The organism is Paracoccus aestuariivivens (genome assembly GCF_009711225.1).
In the GTDB taxonomy this organism is placed as follows: domain Bacteria; phylum Pseudomonadota; class Alphaproteobacteria; order Rhodobacterales; family Rhodobacteraceae; genus Paracoccus; species Paracoccus aestuariivivens.
On sequence record NZ_WMIE01000001.1, the window covers coordinates 277,822 to 293,639 of the forward strand.

Consider the following 15,818-nt stretch of genomic DNA (forward strand, 5'->3'; position numbering starts at 1 on the left):
GACCATGACGGATTTGATGAAGGGTAAACGCGGCCTTGTGATGGGGGTCGCGAATGATCGTTCGATCGCCTGGGGCATCGCCAAGGCGCTGGCCGATCAAGGCGCGGAACTGGCCTTTTCCTATCAGGGCGAGGCTTTCGGCAAGCGGGTCGAACCGCTGGCCGCCAGCGTCGGCTCGGATTTTCTCGTGGACGTGGACGTAACAGATGACGCATCGCTCGACGCAGCTTTCGGCCAGATCGAAGCGCGCTGGGGTAAGCTGGATTTCATCGTCCATGCCATCGCGTTTTCCGACAAGAACGAACTGACCGGTCGTTTCGTCGACACCTCGCGCGAGAATTTCAAGAATTCGCTGACGATTTCCTGCTACTCGCTGGTCGATGTGGCACGCCGCGCGCGTCCGCTGATGACCGAGGGCGGCACGATCCTGACGCTGACCTATGGCGGTTCGAACCGGGTGACGCCCTTCTATAACGTGATGGGCGTGGCCAAGGCGGCGCTGGAATCGGCGGTGCGTTACCTCGCCAACGACCTCGGCCCCGAGGGCATCCGCGTCAACGCGATCAGCCCCGGCCCGATGAAGACCCTTGCCGGTGCAGCCATCGGCGGCGCGCGCAGGACCTATCGCCATACCGAAGCAAACGCCCCCCTGCGCTCCAACGCGACGCTGGAATCCATCGGCGGCACGGCGGTCTGGCTGTGCTCGGATTGGGGTGCCTGCACCACGGGCGAGATTATTCTGGTCGATGGCGGCTACCACGTTCTGGGGATGCCACAGTCGGAAAACCTCTGATGCAGATCAGCCACTTCACCGCCAGTGACGGAGCCCGCCTCGCCTATCGCGATCAAGGTCAGGGACTTCCGGTTCTGGCGCTGTCAGGGCTGACCCGCACGGGGCTGGACTTTGACTATCTGGCCCCGCACCTGCCCGATATCCGGCTGATCCGCCCGGATTATCGGGGCCGGGGCCAGTCCGAATGGACCGGCGTCGATAGCTACACCGTCCCGCAAGAGGCGCGGGATGCGCTGGAACTGCTCGACCATCTGGGGATCGAACGCGCAGCCATTCTGGGCACCTCGCGTGGCGGCATCATCGGCATGTATCTGGCTGCAACCGCGCCGCAGCGAATGCTGGGCGTGTGCCTGAACGATGTCGGCCCTATCCTGCACCGCGCTGGCCTTGAAAAGATCAAGGACTATGTCGGGCGCAATCCGGTCGCGAAGTCCCACGAGGAACTGGCGCTCAAGTTGCCGCGCCTGATGACCGAATTTCAGGGCGTTCCCGAATCCCGCTGGCTTGAGGAATCCCGCCGTCATTACATTGCGACTCCTGACGGGCTGCGGATCAACTACGACCCCGCCCTGCGCGAATCCTTCCTTGATGCGTTCAAAGGTCCCGAGGTCGATCTTTGGCCGCTATTCGACGCCGCCAAAGGCATGCCTCTGGCCCTGATCCGTGGGCAGAATTCGGACCTGCTTTCGCCCGAAATCACCACCGAGATGCGCGCCCGCCGCCCTGACATGATCTTTGCCGAGGTGCCGGGCCGCGGCCATATCCCCTATCTGGACGAACCCGAGGCCATTGCCGCGATCCACGATTGGCTGGCACTGATCCGCTAGGCGCGGCGATCGGTCAATTCGCCGTAGCGGCTCCGACCGTGGCACCGGCCACCGCGCCCACGGGTCCACCGACGACCGCGCCGCCGATTCCTCCGGTCGCAGCGCGTTCGGTCGGATTATCCCCGCAGGCCGAGATCGCCAGAACCATTCCACCCAAAAGGGCCGCTGCCAGAATATTCATCGCATTGTCCTTTCCATGAAGCATGCGGCGCAAGGCCGCCTCATAGAAAATGACGCTGGAGACGCGGTTTCGGTTCCGGTCCGAACCCCGACCTCACACCCCTGTCAAGGGCTGCGAGGTCACGACCTGCCACACCACTTCCTGCATCCGACGCGCCAATTCGGGCGATGGCGCCTGCGCGGGCTCGCCATTCCCCAACTTCAATTCATGCGGCAGGCCGACCGGAGTCTTGCCGTAGATCACCGCATAATGGGTCAAAGCGATCAGGTAATTTCCCAGATCGTTCATATGGATGTCGTCGCGGAACAAATCCTCGCGCCGACGCAGCTCGGCAATGCCGCTGCCCGTCTCGGCCTCGGTGACCAGCGCGAACAGGACCTGACCGGCGGGGATCAGCCAGACCGGACGTCCGGCCGCCCTTGCCGCTGGCCATAGAAGCTGTGTCCATAACCCATCAAGATCGTCCGGCAAACGATTCAGCCAGTCGTGATCCGGTGCCTTCAGGTCATGCCATGTCTCGTACAGAAAAATGTCGATATCCGGATTACCTTGGACAGCTTCGGCGGCCCATTTCCCCACATAGGTCTTGCTGTCCTTGTACAGGATGGCATCGCGGACGCTGACCATCTCGGTCATGACAAACGCGCCGTATTCGCCGCTTTTCAGCGCCTCATGTGCATCGCGGTATTTCGGCGTGGCGTTTTCCTGAGCGAAGCCATTGATCGCCTCGCGCCCCTGAAAATGCTCGCGCAGCGCCGTGCCCCACCCCAGTTGCAACGCATAATCATGCCCCGCAAGCTGAACCAGCATGGCGGGCATGTCGCGCTCGACCAGACTGTGACCCAGATGATAGACTTGTTCGGGTCCTTGCGGCAGGACGCGGCCCTTGGCGTAAAGCGGGCGGACATCCTCGCCGTTATCGTGATCGGGCATGACGATTTCCTGCGGCGTCAGGCGCCAGACTCCGCCAAGCACAATCGCGACCGCCAAGACGATCAAACCGATCCGTGGCATCCATCCTCCGCGCCAGCGCAGCGCAAAATACAGCAAAGCTGCGACAGCAAGGGCGATGGCAAGGATGGCAAGATGGCGCAAGTCATTCTCCCGATCAGTGGTTGCCGGAAAACGCTAACGCAACTTCATCTAAATCAGGCAACAAAAAAGCCGCCCCTATTCAGGGACGGCCCGATGTTTCTATGGCAGGGAGATCAGCTTTCGGCTGCCACCCGCTTGCGATTCCAGCGGATCGACGACCACAGCGAGATACCGATCAGCGTGGCGCCGCCCAGACCGGTGATGACCTCGGGGATATGCATCAGCGGCTGGATGAACATGATGATCGACAGCGCGATGATCGCGTAGAAGGCACCGTGTTCAAGGAAGCGGTATTCGGCCAGAGTGCCGCGCTCGACCAGCATGATGGTCATCGAGCGGACATACATCGCGCCGATGCCAAGGCCGATGGCGATGACGAACAGGTTGTGGGTCAACGCGAAAGCACCGATCACGCCGTCGAAGCTGAACGAGGCATCCAGAACTTCCAGATACAGGAAAGCACCCAGACCGCCCTTGGCACCGGCTTGCAGCGTCTGCTGCTGCGTGCTGTCCAGCAGCCCGCCCAGAACCTCGACCAACAGGAAGGTCAGCAGACCCCAGATCGCCGAGCGGAAGAAGACCTCGGATTCGACATCGCCAAGGAAGCGCGAGAAGATCAGGACGGTGACCAGAACGATCGCCACCTCGATGCCACGGATGGTGGCGTAGCGCTGCATCTTGTCTTCCAGCCAGCGGACCCAGTGAACGTCTTTCTCGTGGTCGAAGAAGAAGCTCAGGCCAACCATCATCAGGAAGGTACCGCCAAAGGCCGCGATGGGCAGGTGCGCGTCATGCATGATGCGCGAATATTCATCGGGTTGGCTTGCCGCCAGAACCATCGCCTCCCACGGGCCGATATTGGCCGCGATCACGACGATGAGCAGCGGGAAGACGATCCGCATGCCGAAAACGGCGATCACGATCCCCCAGGTCAGGAAGCGGTGCTGCCATTCGGGGGTCATGTCCTTGAGCTTGTTCGCGTTGACGATCGCGTTGTCGAAGCTCAGCGAGATTTCCAGCACCGCAAGTACGGCGCAGATGAAGAAGACCGACAGCGTTCCGCCGACCGTCCCCGTCGAGATCCAGCCCAGATACGCGCCAAGCGCGAGACCGACGGCCGTAACGATGAACGACCAACGGAAATAGCTGAGGGTGGATGCTTGGGCTCCATTCGCGGTTCCCCCCGCGAGAGGGTTGTGTCCTTGTTGCATGTGAGAACATAGGTCCAGGCGGCTGGTCAAAGATCGATGCCGACATCACGAACGTGCCGCCACGTTTCGCCAGAGGGGCCCGGACACCAAACTGTATTCACGCTTTCGCGAATGGCCGGAAGATGGAGGTTCGTTGCCGAAAACGCAAGTCTGATGTTACGTTTTTGCGCTATCAGCCGTGCCGAACCGTCACTCATCCGCCGCAGAAAAGCTGATCCGCGCACAAAGCCCCTGCCCTTCTGCGCCATCATCCAGACTAAGCCTGCCGCCGAACAATGCCGCGATTTCATCGACGACGGGCAGGCCCAACCCCATTCCCGGTCCTTGCGTGGGGCCGCGCGCGAAGCGGCTTATTGCGCTCGCGCGGGCATCGGGCGGGATGCCCGGACCGTCATCCTCGACTTCAAGAATGGCGTTCTGACCGTCGCGGCCCACCCGCACCGTCACCACGGCCCCTGCCCCGCCATGCAGGATCGCGTTCGAGATCAGGTTCCGAAGCGCCTCGCCAAGCAGCAAGGGCTCGGCGCGAATCATCAGCGGGGCATCGCTGCCCTCGTAGCCCAGATCGATCCCCGCCTCGGCGGCAGCGGGGATCTGGTCGGCGGTCAGATTGCGCGCAAACCCCGCCAGATCCATCGGTCCCGCATCGCTGCCAGCCGCCGCATCCACCTTGGCCAGCAACAGGAGCTGCGCCAGAATGCGCTCGGCATGGGCGACGGCGGCATCGCCCTTGCTGGCTGCGGCCTGCGCCTCGGTCAGGGTCGAGGCCCGCGCCGCCAGCGCAAGCTGCGTCCGGACGACAGCCAAGGGCGTCCGAAGCTGATGTCCCGCATTGCCGGTAAAGTTCCGCATCCCGTCCAGAGCCGATTTCAGCCGTAGCATGAACGAATTGATCGTCCCGACCAATCCGCGCACCTCGGACGGAACCCGCGTCTCGACCGGACTAAGATCGTCGGGACTACGTTCGGCAATCGCCTCTCCCAGCCGGTACAGCGGCCGCAGCGAAACAGTCACCGCTATCCCCACAATCGCCGCCGCGCCAAGGATCATCAGCGTCAGCCGCAACGCCGAGCGCATCAGGATCGTCCGCGTCAAAACGACCCGCGCCCGCGTCGTTTCGGCCACCGTGACGACAAAGGGCACTTCGTCGATTCCTGTCGAGGCCGCGCGGGCAAGGCTGGCCACCCGCACCGGCTCGCCACGGAATTCTCCATCGGAAAATGCCGGATCGCCACCCTGCACCGCGTCCGACATCGGCAGATCGGCATAGCCGGTCACCACATGCCCCGGCGGCCCATCGACGCGGTAGAAAACACGGTCCTCGGCGGCGGAGCTCAGCATTTCCAGCGCGCCATAGGGAATGTCGATGGCGATGCGGCCGTCCGCGTCCAACGAGGCGCGTTCGGCGATGACCAGCGCCGATCCGGCCAGAACGCGGTCGGCCAAGGCATTCGCCATCCGCTCGGCCTCGCGCCATGTATCGAACAGCGCGAGCGTACCCAATGCGGCGGTAGCGACCAGAAGCCAAAGCAGCAACCGCCGCCGGATCGAGAAAGGTCGCCGTGGTGATCCGGCGGCCCGCGTCAAGACGCCGCCCGGTCAAGGAAATAGCCGATCCCCCGCGCCGTCTTGACCGTCAGCCCGACTGGTGCCAGCCGCTTACGCAGGCGACTGACATATTGCTCGATCGCATTGGCGGAAAGATCGTCTTCGAGAGAGGTCAGCGACTGCACGATGGATTCCCGTGGCACGACCTTTCCCGCTCGGGTGATCAGCAATTCCAGCAAACCGCGTTCGCGCGCGGGCAGGTCCAAAGGCTGATCTCCCATCGAGAAGCTGCGGCTGTTCTGGTCAAAGGTCAGCCCCCCGAAGCTGACTGTCGCCGTCCGCAAACCCGCCTGACGCCGTAGAAGCGAACGGATGCGAGCCTCGAATTCGCCGATATCGAAGGGCTTTATCAGGTAGTCATCCGCCCCCAGATCCAGCCCCCGCACGCGATCTTCCGGCGCGCCCCGCGCGGTCAGGATCATCACCGCCGCAGGATTCCGGCGCGCCCGCATGGCGCGCAGCACCTCAAGCCCGTCCATCTGCGGCAGGTTCAGGTCCAGAATGACCAGATCAAAGCTTTCGGCCGCCGCCAGCGCCTCGGCAGAGGCCCCGTCATGGACCACATCCACAGCGTAACCGGACTGCCGCAGCAGGGCCGAAAGCCCCTCGGCCAGCGATTGGTTGTCCTCGACCAGTAGTATCCGCATATCTCCCCCGTAAGGGTGAACCTAACGCCCCGCGCGGCGCTTGTGAACGGGGGCCGCTTGAGGCAATCTCGCGCGATCATGCGCCTGCCCGCCCTATTGCCAGCATTCGCCACCGTTCTGATGCTGCTGACCGGCATGGCTGCGGCCCAGACCACGTTGTTTCCCGCAATGTCGGGCAAGGCGGAAAGCCAGATTTCGGTCTATTCGTCGCTCGACAACGATCTGGCTGCGCCGCTGTTGCAGGCATTCCAGACCAGACACCCCGACATCGCAGTGCGCTACGAGAACCTGCTGACCGGAGACCTGCATGACCGCATCGTCACCGAGACCCGCGCAGGGCATGGCACGGCCGATTTCGCCTTTTCCTCGGCAATGGATCTGCAGATCAAGCTGGCGAATGACGGCTTCGCCCGCGCGGTCGTGACGCCCGATACCGGCCATTGGCCCGATTGGGCGAACTGGCGCGACACGGCCTATGCGCTGACATTCGAACCCGCAGTCTTTGCCTATCACAAGCCCAGCTTTGCCGGACAGGAACCGCCCGCCACCCGCTCGGACCTTGTGCGCTGGATGGCCGAACATCCCGATCAGGCGCGCGGGCGGATCGGCACTTATGATATTTCCCGCTCGGGGGTCGGCTATCTGTTCATGGCGCGCGACCAAGAGCTTTACCCCGGCATCTGGTCGGTGGTTTCGGCAATGGGCCGGATGGGCGTTCAGCAATACCCGACGACAGGGGAATTGCTGCAACGGATCTCGGATGGCAGGCTGGCGGTCGGCTATAACCTGCTAGGCTCCTATGCGGCAGAATGGGCGCGCAAGCACCCCGATGTCGGCCTGATCCTGCCCAAGGACTTCACCGTCGTCGTCTCACGCGTGGGGTTGGTTCCCGCAGCGGCGCAACGCCCCGATCTTGGCGGGAAACTGCTGGCCTTCCTGATGTCACCCGAAGGCCAGACCCTGCTGTCGCAAACCCTGCGCCTCTCTGCCGTCAGCCTTGAGGTCGGGGGGCAAGCCTCGCCCGCCGGAGGGATGCAGGATCTGGCGGGACTGCGGCTGAAACCTGTTCCGGTCAGCCCCGGCCTGCTGGCCTATCTGGATCAGGCCACGCGGGCCAAGCTTCTGGCACGGTGGAATCAGGCGATTTCGGGGCATTAGGCAGCCGCGCCAAAGATTTTTCCGGACGCGTCAGGTCCATGACAGGTTCTTGTGATGAAACGGTCTCCGGATCGGCCCGCGTGCCGTTTCAAGGAGGCAACCCCGCGCTTTGGGAGAGGCAGGGGCTTTGAACACAACAGAATTGACGCGACCGGGTGGCCAAGGCCGCCACGGCGCCCTGCGGAGGAATGTCATGAAGCACTTCGTTCTCGCCAGCATGTTTGCAGGCGCAATCGCCATGCCCGCCATGGCCGATTACACCATCATTGCGCCCGCGAACCCCGGTGGCGGCTGGGACCAGACCGCCCGCACGATGCAAACCGTGCTGCAAGAGGAAGGGATTTCGCCCTCGACCCAGGTGCAGAACGTTCCCGGCGCGGGCGGCACCATCGGCCTTGCCCAATTCGCCAGCCAGAACAAAGGCAATGCCGACGCGCTGATCGTCGGCGGATACGTCATGGTCGGCGCGATCCTGACCAACAACTCGCCCGTCTCGCTGAAGGACGTGACCCCGATCGCGCGCCTGACCGGCGAATATGAAGCCATCGTGGTTCCCGCCGCCTCGCCGCTCAAGGATATTGCGGGCCTGATCGAGGCGCTGAAGGCCGATCCCGGTGCGGTCAGCTGGGCTGGCGGCTCGGCCGGCGGTACCGACCATATCGCCGTCGGCCTGATCGCCAAGGCGGCGGGCGTCGATCCCACCAAGATCAACTACATCGCCTATTCCGGCGGTGGCGAGGCGCTGGCCGCGATCCTCGGCAATCAGGTGACGGCGGGCATTTCCTCGCTGGGCGAGTTCGATGCCCAGATCAAGGCGGGCACGCTGCGCCTGCTGGCAGTTTCCGCGCCCGAGCGCATCGAAGGTGCCGACGCGCCCACGCTGAAAGAAGCGGGTCTCGACGTGGAACTGCAAAACTGGCGCATGGTCGCCGCTGCTCCGGGTCTGTCGGACGAGCAAAAGGCCAAGGTGACCGCCGACGTCGAAAAGATGGTCAAATCGGAAAACTGGCAGAAGCAGCTGGCCGACAAGGGCTGGTCGGACACCTATCTGTCGGGTGCGGATTTCGATGCCCAGCTTGAAAAGGATGTCACCTCGACTGAGGCCATCCTCAAGGACATCGGTCTGGTGAAATGAGCAGCCCAGAGCCGCAAATGCCGCGCCGCCGTGATACGGCGGCGCTTGTGATCGCTGCGGGACTGGCACTTGTCGCGGGCGTGATGCTGTGGGACAGCGCACGCCTTGCCGATCTGGGCGGCTACTCCGGCGTTGGTCCCGCCAGCGTGCCCCGCGTCGTCGCCTATTGCCTGCTGGGTCTGGCAGTCTGGACCGTCGTCGCGGCGCTCAAGGGCGATTTTCCGGCGCGTCCACAGCAGAATGTCCCTCCGGTCCTATGGATCATCGCCGGACTGGCGGCGCAGCTTGTGCTGCTGCATGTCGCGGGCTTCTCGATTGCGACCGGCATCCTGTTTGCCTTTACCGCACGGGCCTTTGGCAAGACCAATCTGGCCAAGACCCTACCTATCGGGATCGTCTTTGCCTTCGTGGTCTGGATGGTCTTCTCGCAACTCCTGATGCTGCATCTGCCTCCGGGTCCGCTCGAGCATCTGATTTTCCGGCAGGGGTAAGCCATGGGTGCATTCGATTTCCTGCTGCAGGGCCTGGCCACCGCAGCCGAGCCGATGATGCTGCTTTACGCGCTGATCGGCGTGACCTTGGGTACGGCCGTCGGCGTTCTGCCCGGCATCGGTCCGGCGCTGACGGTGGCGCTGCTGCTGCCCGTCACCTACCGTCTGGACGCGGCTGGCTCGCTGATCATGTTCGCGGGCATCTATTACGGCGGGATGTATGGCGGCTCGACCACCTCGATCCTGCTGAACACGCCGGGCGAAAGCGCCTCGATCATCACCGCGCTCGAGGGCAACAAGATGGCCCGCAAGGGTCGCGGCGGTCCCGCGCTGGCCACGGCTGCCATCGGGTCGTTCATCGCGGGTCTGATCGCCACGCTGTTGCTGGCCTTTCTTGCGCCCAGCATCGTCAAGGTGGCGCTGGTCTTTGGTCCGCGTGAATATTTCGCGCTGATGGTTTTGGCCTTTGTCACCGTATCCGCCGCTTTCGGGGATTCCGCGCTGCGCGGGCTGACGTCTCTATTCCTTGGCCTTGCGCTGGCTTGCGTCGGCATCGACCAACTGACGGGTCAGGCGCGGCTGTCATTCGGCGTGCCGGAACTGCTGGACGGGATCGAGGTCACCACCATGGCCGTCGCCATGTTCGCCGTGGGCGAGGCCCTGTTCATCGCCGGACAGCGCAACCATCAGGAGGACGAGGTCACCGCCGTCAAGGGCTCGGTCTGGATGAGCCGCAGGGACTGGGCACGGTCGTGGAAACCATGGCTGCGTGGCACTTTCATCGGCTTTCCTATCGGTGCCATGCCCGCTGGCGGGGCCGAGATCGGCACTTTCCTGAGCTACGCGACCGAGAAGAAGCTGACCAAGCACCCCGAGGAATTTGGCAATGGTGCCATCGAGGGCGTCGCCGGACCCGAGGCCGCGAACAACGCCTCGGCTGCGGGAACGCTGGTGCCGCTCTTGACGCTGGGCCTGCCGACCTCGGCCACGGCAGCGATCATGCTGGCGGGCTTCCAGCAGTTCGGGCTGCAACCGGGGCCGCTGCTGTTCGCCACCAACCCGACGCTGGTCTGGGGGCTGATCGCCTCGCTGCTGATCGCGAACGCCATGCTGCTGGTCCTGAACCTGCCGATGATCGGGCTATGGGTCAAATTGCTAACCGTGCCGAAGCCGTGGCTTTACGCGGGCATCCTGCTGTTCGCGACCTTGGGTACCATCGGCGCAAACCCGTCAAGCTTCGAACTGGGGATGCTGCTGGGCTTTGGCGTGCTGGGCTATGTCATGCGATTGTTCGGCTATCCCATCGCGCCGATCGTCGTCGGGCTGATCCTTGGTCCCATGGCCGAACAGCAATTGCGCCGCGCGCTGGCGATCAGCCAAGGCGACTGGACGACGTTGGTCCATTCACCCATCGCCGCCGTCCTTCTGGGCATCGCCGCGCTCGCGCTGATCGTGCCGCTGATCCTGCGCGCCCGTGGTAAGGGTCAGGTCTTGTCGCAACTGGCTGGCGACGAGGACTGATCCACCGAAAGACACATCTCTGATGCCCGGCCCGCCATTGCGGGCCGGGTCTTGCCATGTTCCTGCGTCATGGCGGCTTTGACCCCGTGCCGCGTTGCAGAAAACGGGGCAAGGGACCATTTGTCTGTTATCCGCAACACAGAGAACAGACAGGTAGTAAAGATGACCGTCCTCCGCTCCATCCGCTCGGCTTTCAGCACCTTCCGTGCCGCGATCCATGCCGCTTCCGCGGTGGAAATGCACCGTGTGCCGGCGGATAAAGACCTGAAGATGCTGGGCATCAACAAGGTCGCTTTCCAGACCATCCACCTGTAAGGCGCAGGTCCGCTGCCGGTCCGGCAGCACCCGCCATCCGCGACATTCCATGCCGCCCGCGATCCTTCCGGACCGGGCGGCATTTTCATGTCAGGCTGTCAGGAAACTGTCGCAAGCATGTGCGCCCAGTGTCACATCGCGCTGCCATAGGGGCGCGACGGAACGCCATTCAGGCGTTCCCCGACACAATCTAGCCAGCACGAGGCCTGCTATGACGAAGAAACCGACGCTTGATCTGTCTTGGGACGAGTTCGACGAGCTGCGCGACCCGCGCCCCTCGCGCCAGGAATTCGATGAAGTGGTCGATCGCGCCATCTCGCGCCGTGGTTTCCTTGGCGTGCTGGCGATTGGATCGGGTGCAGCCGTCTTTGGCTCGGCCATGCTGGGCGGAGCGACCTCTGCCCGCGCGCAAGCTGCTGCCTTTGCCTTCGAACCCGTTCCGGCTGGCACCGGCTTCGCAATCCAGGTTCCCAAGGGTTACGCGTGGAAACCGCTGGTCCGTTGGGGTGATGCGCTGGTCTCGGAGGCCAAGGACAGCTTCTCGGCGGAAACCGGCGTGTCTCTGGCCATGTCCGACAAGGTGTTTGGCGAGAATACCGACGGGATGGAGTTGTTCGAGATCGACGGCAAGCAGGTCATCGCCGTGAACTCGGAATATGTGAACCCCGAAATCAACCTGCCCGCCGATGCCGAAGGCATGCCCCGCACTGCCGATGAAGTAACGCTGCTGAAAAACATGCAGGGCGTCACCGTCATCGAGGTCGCCGACAATGGCGAAGGATACGCCGTCGTTGTGGACAGCCCGTTCAACCGCCGCATCACCAATGACACGCAAATGACCATGGACGGTCCGGCTGCCGGAACCGATCTGACCAAGACCTCGGCCGATCCCGAGGGGAAATCCCCGCTGGGTACGCTGAACAACTGCGGTTCGGGACGGACGCTTTGGGGCACCTATCTGACCTGCGAGGAAAACTTCAACGGCTATTTCGGCATGCTGACCGAGCGCGACCAGACCGAGGCCGAAAAGCGCTACGGGCTAAAAGGCGAAAGCCAGTACAACTACGAAAAGCACGATCCCCGCTTCGACCTGATCGCAAACCCGAACGAGCCCCACCGCTTCGGCTGGGTTGTCGAAATCGACCCCGCCGATCCGAAATCCGTGCCGGTCAAGCATACCGCACTTGGTCGCTTCAAGCACGAGAATGCCGAAATGGTGCAGGCGCGCGACGGTCGCATCGTCGTCTATCTGGGCGATGACGAGCGCGGCGAATTCATCTATCGCTACGTCTCGAACGGCACTTGGACAGAAGGACAGCCGACCGATGGTCTGTTGTCGGACGGCACGCTTTATGTCGCGAAGTTCAACGACGACATGAGCGGCGAGTGGCTGGCCTTGACCCCGGAAACCACCGGAATGACCCTGCCCGAACTGCTCGTCTATTCGCGCATCGCGGGCACCAAGGTTGGCGCAACCACGATGGATCGCCCCGAATGGATCGCGGCGCATCCGGGCAAATGCGAAGCCTATTGCGCGCTGACCAACAATTCGAAACGTGGCGGCTCGATGCCGGTCAACGCTGCCAACCCGCGTGAGGCCAACGAATACGGCCAGATCGTGCGCTGGCGGCCGGATGGCGAGGATCACGGCGCGGACAAGTTCGCATGGGATCTGTATGTGATGGCGGGCAATCCGGACGTCCACAAGGACGCCTTTGCCGGATCGGCCAACGTGACCTCGGGCAACATGTTCAACTCGCCCGACGGGATGGCCTTTGACAGCCACGGGATGCTGTGGATCCAGACCGATGGTGACGACAGCAACGAGGGCGATTTCGCAGGCATGGGGAACAACCAGATGCTGGTCGGCAATCCCGAAACCGGTGCGATCGCCCGCTTCCTGACCGCGCCGAACGGCGGCGAGGTCACCGGCCTGTGCTGGTCGGCGGATCGCAAGGTCGCCTTTGTCGGCATCCAGCATCCCGGTGGCAGCTGGCCCGACGGCAACGGCAAACCGCGCTCGGCGGTGATCGCGGTCTGGCGCGAGGACGGCGCGACCGTCGGCTGACGTCAGGCCGTTCTGCAACTCGGCCCGCGCGCATGAAGCTTGGGCCGGAACTTTCAAGGATGCGGCGGGGATGACCCCGCCGTTTTCCATTTCCGAAGCTGCGGTCGTGGCGATCACACCTAAACGTGTTTGACCGGACGCGACGGCATTTTTGCTTCGCGGCCAAAGGACTTGGTGCAATCATTGCACCGGCCTAGCACCCGTGTTTGGTGCCGGCGCATTTCGTCATCTGGAGTCGTAACATGCAGAAGCAATTGGGCGCGGAAGCTCTCGGCACTTTCTGGTTGGTGTTCGGTGGCTGTGGAAGCGCTGTCCTTGCAGCCGGTTTCCCGGAGCTTGGAATCGGATTTGTCGGAGTTTCGCTGGCATTCGGACTAACGGTCCTGACCATGGCCTATGCCGTAGGCGGGATCTCGGGCGGGCATTTCAATCCCGCTGTCACGGTCGGTCTGACGGTCGCGGGGCGCTTCCCCGGTGGTCGGGTCGTCCCTTACATCGTCGCGCAGCTTGTCGGCGCAATTCTGGCCGCCGCTGTGCTTTACGTCATTGCATCGGGCAAGGCGGGCGTCGATCTGGGCTCGTTTGCCTCGAACGGCTATGGCGCGGCCTCGCCGGGCGGATACTCGATGGTTTCGGCCCTGCTGATCGAGATCGTGCTGACCGCCTTCTTCCTGATCGTCATTCTGGGCACGACTCATGGCCGCGCACCGGTCGGTTTCGCACCGCTCGCGATCGGTCTGGCGCTGACGCTGATCCACCTGATCTCGATTCCGGTGACGAATACCTCGGTCAATCCGGCCCGCTCGACCAGTCAGGCCCTGTTCGCAGGCAGCACTGCGATTTCGCAACTGTGGCTGTTCTGGCTGGCCCCGATCGTAGGTGCCGTGATTGGCGCACTGATCTGGAAAGCCGTGGGCGAGACTGACTAGGTCCCGCCCGAAAGGTCGATCACTCGACAGTGACCGACTTCGCAAGGTTGCGGGGTTGGTCCACATCGGTGCCTTTGGCAACCGCCGTGTGATAGGCCAGATATTGCATCGGGACGGCGTAAAGCATCGCCTGAAAGATGCCTCCGCCCGAGGGCAAGGTCAGGCTGGCGCGGATACCGTGGCCAGCCTTTTCCACACCCGCCGCATCCGAGATCAGCAGCACCTGCCCGTGTCGCGCCATGACCTCTTGCATGTTCGAGACGGTTTTCTCGAACAGGGCATCGCGGGGGGCAAGTACCACCACCGGCACATTGCGGTCGATCAGGGCAATCGGTCCATGCTTCAACTCGCCCGAGGCATAGCCTTCTGCGTGGATATAGCTCAGTTCCTTCAGCTTCAGCGCGCCTTCCAGCGCGACCGGATAAAGCGGGCCGCGGCCAAGATACAGCACGTCCTGCGCCTCGGACAGCCAACCCGCCAGACGGCGGCATTCGTCGCTGACCGTCAGGACCTGATTAAGCAGCCCCGGCATCGCCCGCAGATCGGCCAGATGGGTTCGCAACTGGTCCTTGGTCAAGCGGCCACGGTCCTGCGCCGCTTTCAGCGCCAGCACAGCCAGAACGGCAAGCTGGCAGATGAAAGCCTTGGACGAGGCGACGCCCACTTCGATCCCCGCCAGCGTCGGCAAGGCGATATCGGCATCCCGCGCGATGGCCGAAGTGCCGACATTCACCACGCCCACGGTCTTTGCCACCTTGTCGCGGGCGTAATGCAGCGCGGCCAGCGTGTCGGCAGTCTCGCCGGACTGGCTGATGAACATGGACCAGCTATTGGGCGACAGCGGGGGCTCGCGATAACGGAACTCGGATGCGACATCCAGATCACAGGGCAGACCGGCAAGGCTTTCGAACCAGTAGCGTGCGACGCAACCCGCGTAATAAGCCGTGCCGCACCCGACCAGCGTCAGGCGGTCGACCTGGCTGAAGTCAATGGCATCGGGCAGAACGATACGGTCGCCCTTGATGTAATGGCTCAGCGCATCGCCCAGAACGGCAGGCTGCTCGGCGATTTCCTTGGCCATGAAGTGGCGGTAGCCGCCCTTATCGATCTGGGTCGCACCAACGTCGATCTGCTGAACCTCGCGATTGGCAAGTTCGCCCGCCGCGTTGAATACCTGAGCACCTGCGCGCGTGATGACCGCGTGATCGCCGTCCTCCAGATAGGTGATGCGATCAGTGAAAGGCGCCAGAGCCACCGCATCCGAGCCGATGAACATCTGCCCGCTGCCGTGACCGATGGCCAAGGGGCTGCCCTTGCGGGCGGCGACCATCAGGTCGCGCTCGCCTTCGAAAAGGAAGGCCAAGGCGAACGCGCCGTGCAGACGTGACAGGGTCGCGCGGGCGGCATCGACCGCAGGAAGGCCCTGCGACATATGCCATGCGGTCAGCAGCGCGACGGTTTCGGTGTCGGTATCGGATTCCGGCTGTAGGCCCAGCGCCACGACCTCGTCGCGAAGCTCGCGGAAGTTCTCGATGATCCCGTTGTGCACCACGGCCACGGGCCCGCGACGGTGAGGATGCGCGTTAACCTCGGTCGCGGCGCCATGGGTCGCCCAGCGCGTATGGCCGATGCCAGCGTGCCCTTGCAAAGGCTCATGCACCAACCGATCCGACAGGTTCACCAACTTGCCAACCGCGCGGCGGCGATCCAACTGGCCCGAGGCATCGACGGTCGCCACGCCCGCGCTGTCATAGCCGCGATATTCCAGACGCTTGAGCGCCTCGACCAGTTGCGGCGAAACTTCGTGATCGCCCAGAATGCCGATAATGCCGCACATGG

15 protein-coding genes are annotated in these 15,818 nt (G+C 63.3%); 9 read left to right on the plus strand and 6 right to left on the minus strand.

From position 1 onward, the window contains the following. Nucleotides 1-4 precede the first annotated feature (4 nt). Both GL286_RS01470 and GL286_RS01475 read left to right on the plus strand, forming a co-directional pair. Complete coding sequence (locus GL286_RS01470) at nt 5-793, plus strand: enoyl-ACP reductase FabI (RefSeq protein WP_155093772.1); 789 nt, start codon at nt 5-7, stop codon at nt 791-793. Continuing rightward, nucleotides 793-1,620 carry an alpha/beta fold hydrolase gene (locus tag GL286_RS01475; RefSeq protein ID WP_155093773.1) on the plus strand — a complete coding sequence of 276 codons (828 nt, stop codon included), beginning with the start codon at nt 793-795 and terminating at the stop codon, nt 1,618-1,620. The genes GL286_RS01470 and GL286_RS01475 overlap by 1 nt, the downstream gene beginning before the upstream one ends. 13 nt (nt 1,621-1,633) lie before the next feature. On the opposite strand, the gene GL286_RS01480 is transcribed toward GL286_RS01475, so the two are convergent. The 5 genes from GL286_RS01480 to GL286_RS01500 all read right to left on the minus strand — a co-directional run bounded on the left by GL286_RS01480 (nt 1,634) and on the right by GL286_RS01500 (nt 6,362). Further along, entirely contained in the window at nt 1,634-1,801 is a 168-nt protein-coding gene (locus GL286_RS01480; protein ID WP_155093774.1) for a hypothetical protein, read from the minus strand. 93 nt (nt 1,802-1,894) lie between these two features. Continuing rightward, nucleotides 1,895-2,896: a hypothetical protein gene (locus tag GL286_RS01485; protein ID WP_155093775.1), complete on the minus strand. Its 1,002-nt coding sequence runs from the start codon at nt 2,894-2,896 to the stop codon at nt 1,895-1,897. Between the two features lie 113 nt (nt 2,897-3,009). After that, nucleotides 3,010-4,107: a DUF475 domain-containing protein gene (locus GL286_RS01490; RefSeq protein WP_155093776.1), complete on the minus strand. Its 1,098-nt coding sequence runs from the start codon at nt 4,105-4,107 to the stop codon at nt 3,010-3,012. A gap of 189 nt (nt 4,108-4,296) precedes the next feature. Next, nucleotides 4,297-5,694, minus strand: a complete 1,398-nt coding sequence (locus GL286_RS01495) for a sensor histidine kinase (protein ID WP_155093777.1) — start codon at nt 5,692-5,694, stop codon at nt 4,297-4,299. Beyond that, nucleotides 5,691-6,362 (minus strand): response regulator transcription factor, encoded by a 672-nt coding sequence (locus GL286_RS01500; protein WP_155093778.1) that lies wholly within the window; start codon nt 6,360-6,362, stop codon nt 5,691-5,693. The genes GL286_RS01495 and GL286_RS01500 overlap by 4 nt, the downstream gene beginning before the upstream one ends. 57 nt (nt 6,363-6,419) lie before the next feature. On the opposite strand from GL286_RS01500, the gene GL286_RS01505 reads away from it, so the two are divergent. From GL286_RS01505 to aqpZ, 7 genes are all read left to right on the plus strand, one after another. Continuing rightward, a complete protein-coding gene (locus tag GL286_RS01505; RefSeq protein ID WP_246184797.1) occupies nt 6,420-7,520 on the plus strand; it encodes an ABC transporter substrate-binding protein in 1,101 nt (366 codons plus the stop codon). A 193-nt stretch (nt 7,521-7,713) separates the two neighbouring features. Further along, complete coding sequence (locus tag GL286_RS01510) at nt 7,714-8,655, plus strand: Bug family tripartite tricarboxylate transporter substrate binding protein (RefSeq protein ID WP_155093779.1); 942 nt, start codon at nt 7,714-7,716, stop codon at nt 8,653-8,655. Between the two features lie 17 nt (nt 8,656-8,672). Then, on the plus strand, nt 8,673-9,146 hold the full coding sequence (locus GL286_RS01515) for a tripartite tricarboxylate transporter TctB family protein (RefSeq protein ID WP_246184798.1): 474 nt from the start codon (nt 8,673-8,675) through the stop codon (nt 9,144-9,146). A 3-nt stretch (nt 9,147-9,149) separates the two neighbouring features. Then, nucleotides 9,150-10,667 carry a tripartite tricarboxylate transporter permease gene (locus tag GL286_RS01520; RefSeq protein ID WP_155093781.1) on the plus strand — a complete coding sequence of 506 codons (1,518 nt, stop codon included), beginning with the start codon at nt 9,150-9,152 and terminating at the stop codon, nt 10,665-10,667. Between the two features lie 162 nt (nt 10,668-10,829). Then, on the plus strand, nt 10,830-10,982 hold the full coding sequence (locus tag GL286_RS22140; protein WP_170295006.1) for a hypothetical protein: 153 nt from the start codon (nt 10,830-10,832) through the stop codon (nt 10,980-10,982). Nucleotides 10,983-11,193: 211 nt separating this feature from the next. Continuing rightward, on the plus strand, nt 11,194-13,050 hold the full coding sequence (locus tag GL286_RS01525) for a PhoX family protein (RefSeq protein WP_155093782.1): 1,857 nt from the start codon (nt 11,194-11,196) through the stop codon (nt 13,048-13,050). Between the two features lie 242 nt (nt 13,051-13,292). Beyond that, the gene (aqpZ, locus tag GL286_RS01530) at nt 13,293-13,979 is read left to right on the plus strand and encodes an aquaporin Z (protein ID WP_155093783.1); all 687 of its coding nucleotides are present in this window, start codon (nt 13,293-13,295) and stop codon (nt 13,977-13,979) included. 19 nt (nt 13,980-13,998) lie between these two features. On the opposite strand, the gene glmS is transcribed toward aqpZ, so the two are convergent. Then, on the minus strand, nt 13,999-15,816 hold the full coding sequence (gene glmS / locus GL286_RS01535; RefSeq protein WP_155093784.1) for a glutamine--fructose-6-phosphate transaminase (isomerizing): 1,818 nt from the start codon (nt 15,814-15,816) through the stop codon (nt 13,999-14,001). Nucleotides 15,817-15,818: the final 2 nt, after the last annotated feature.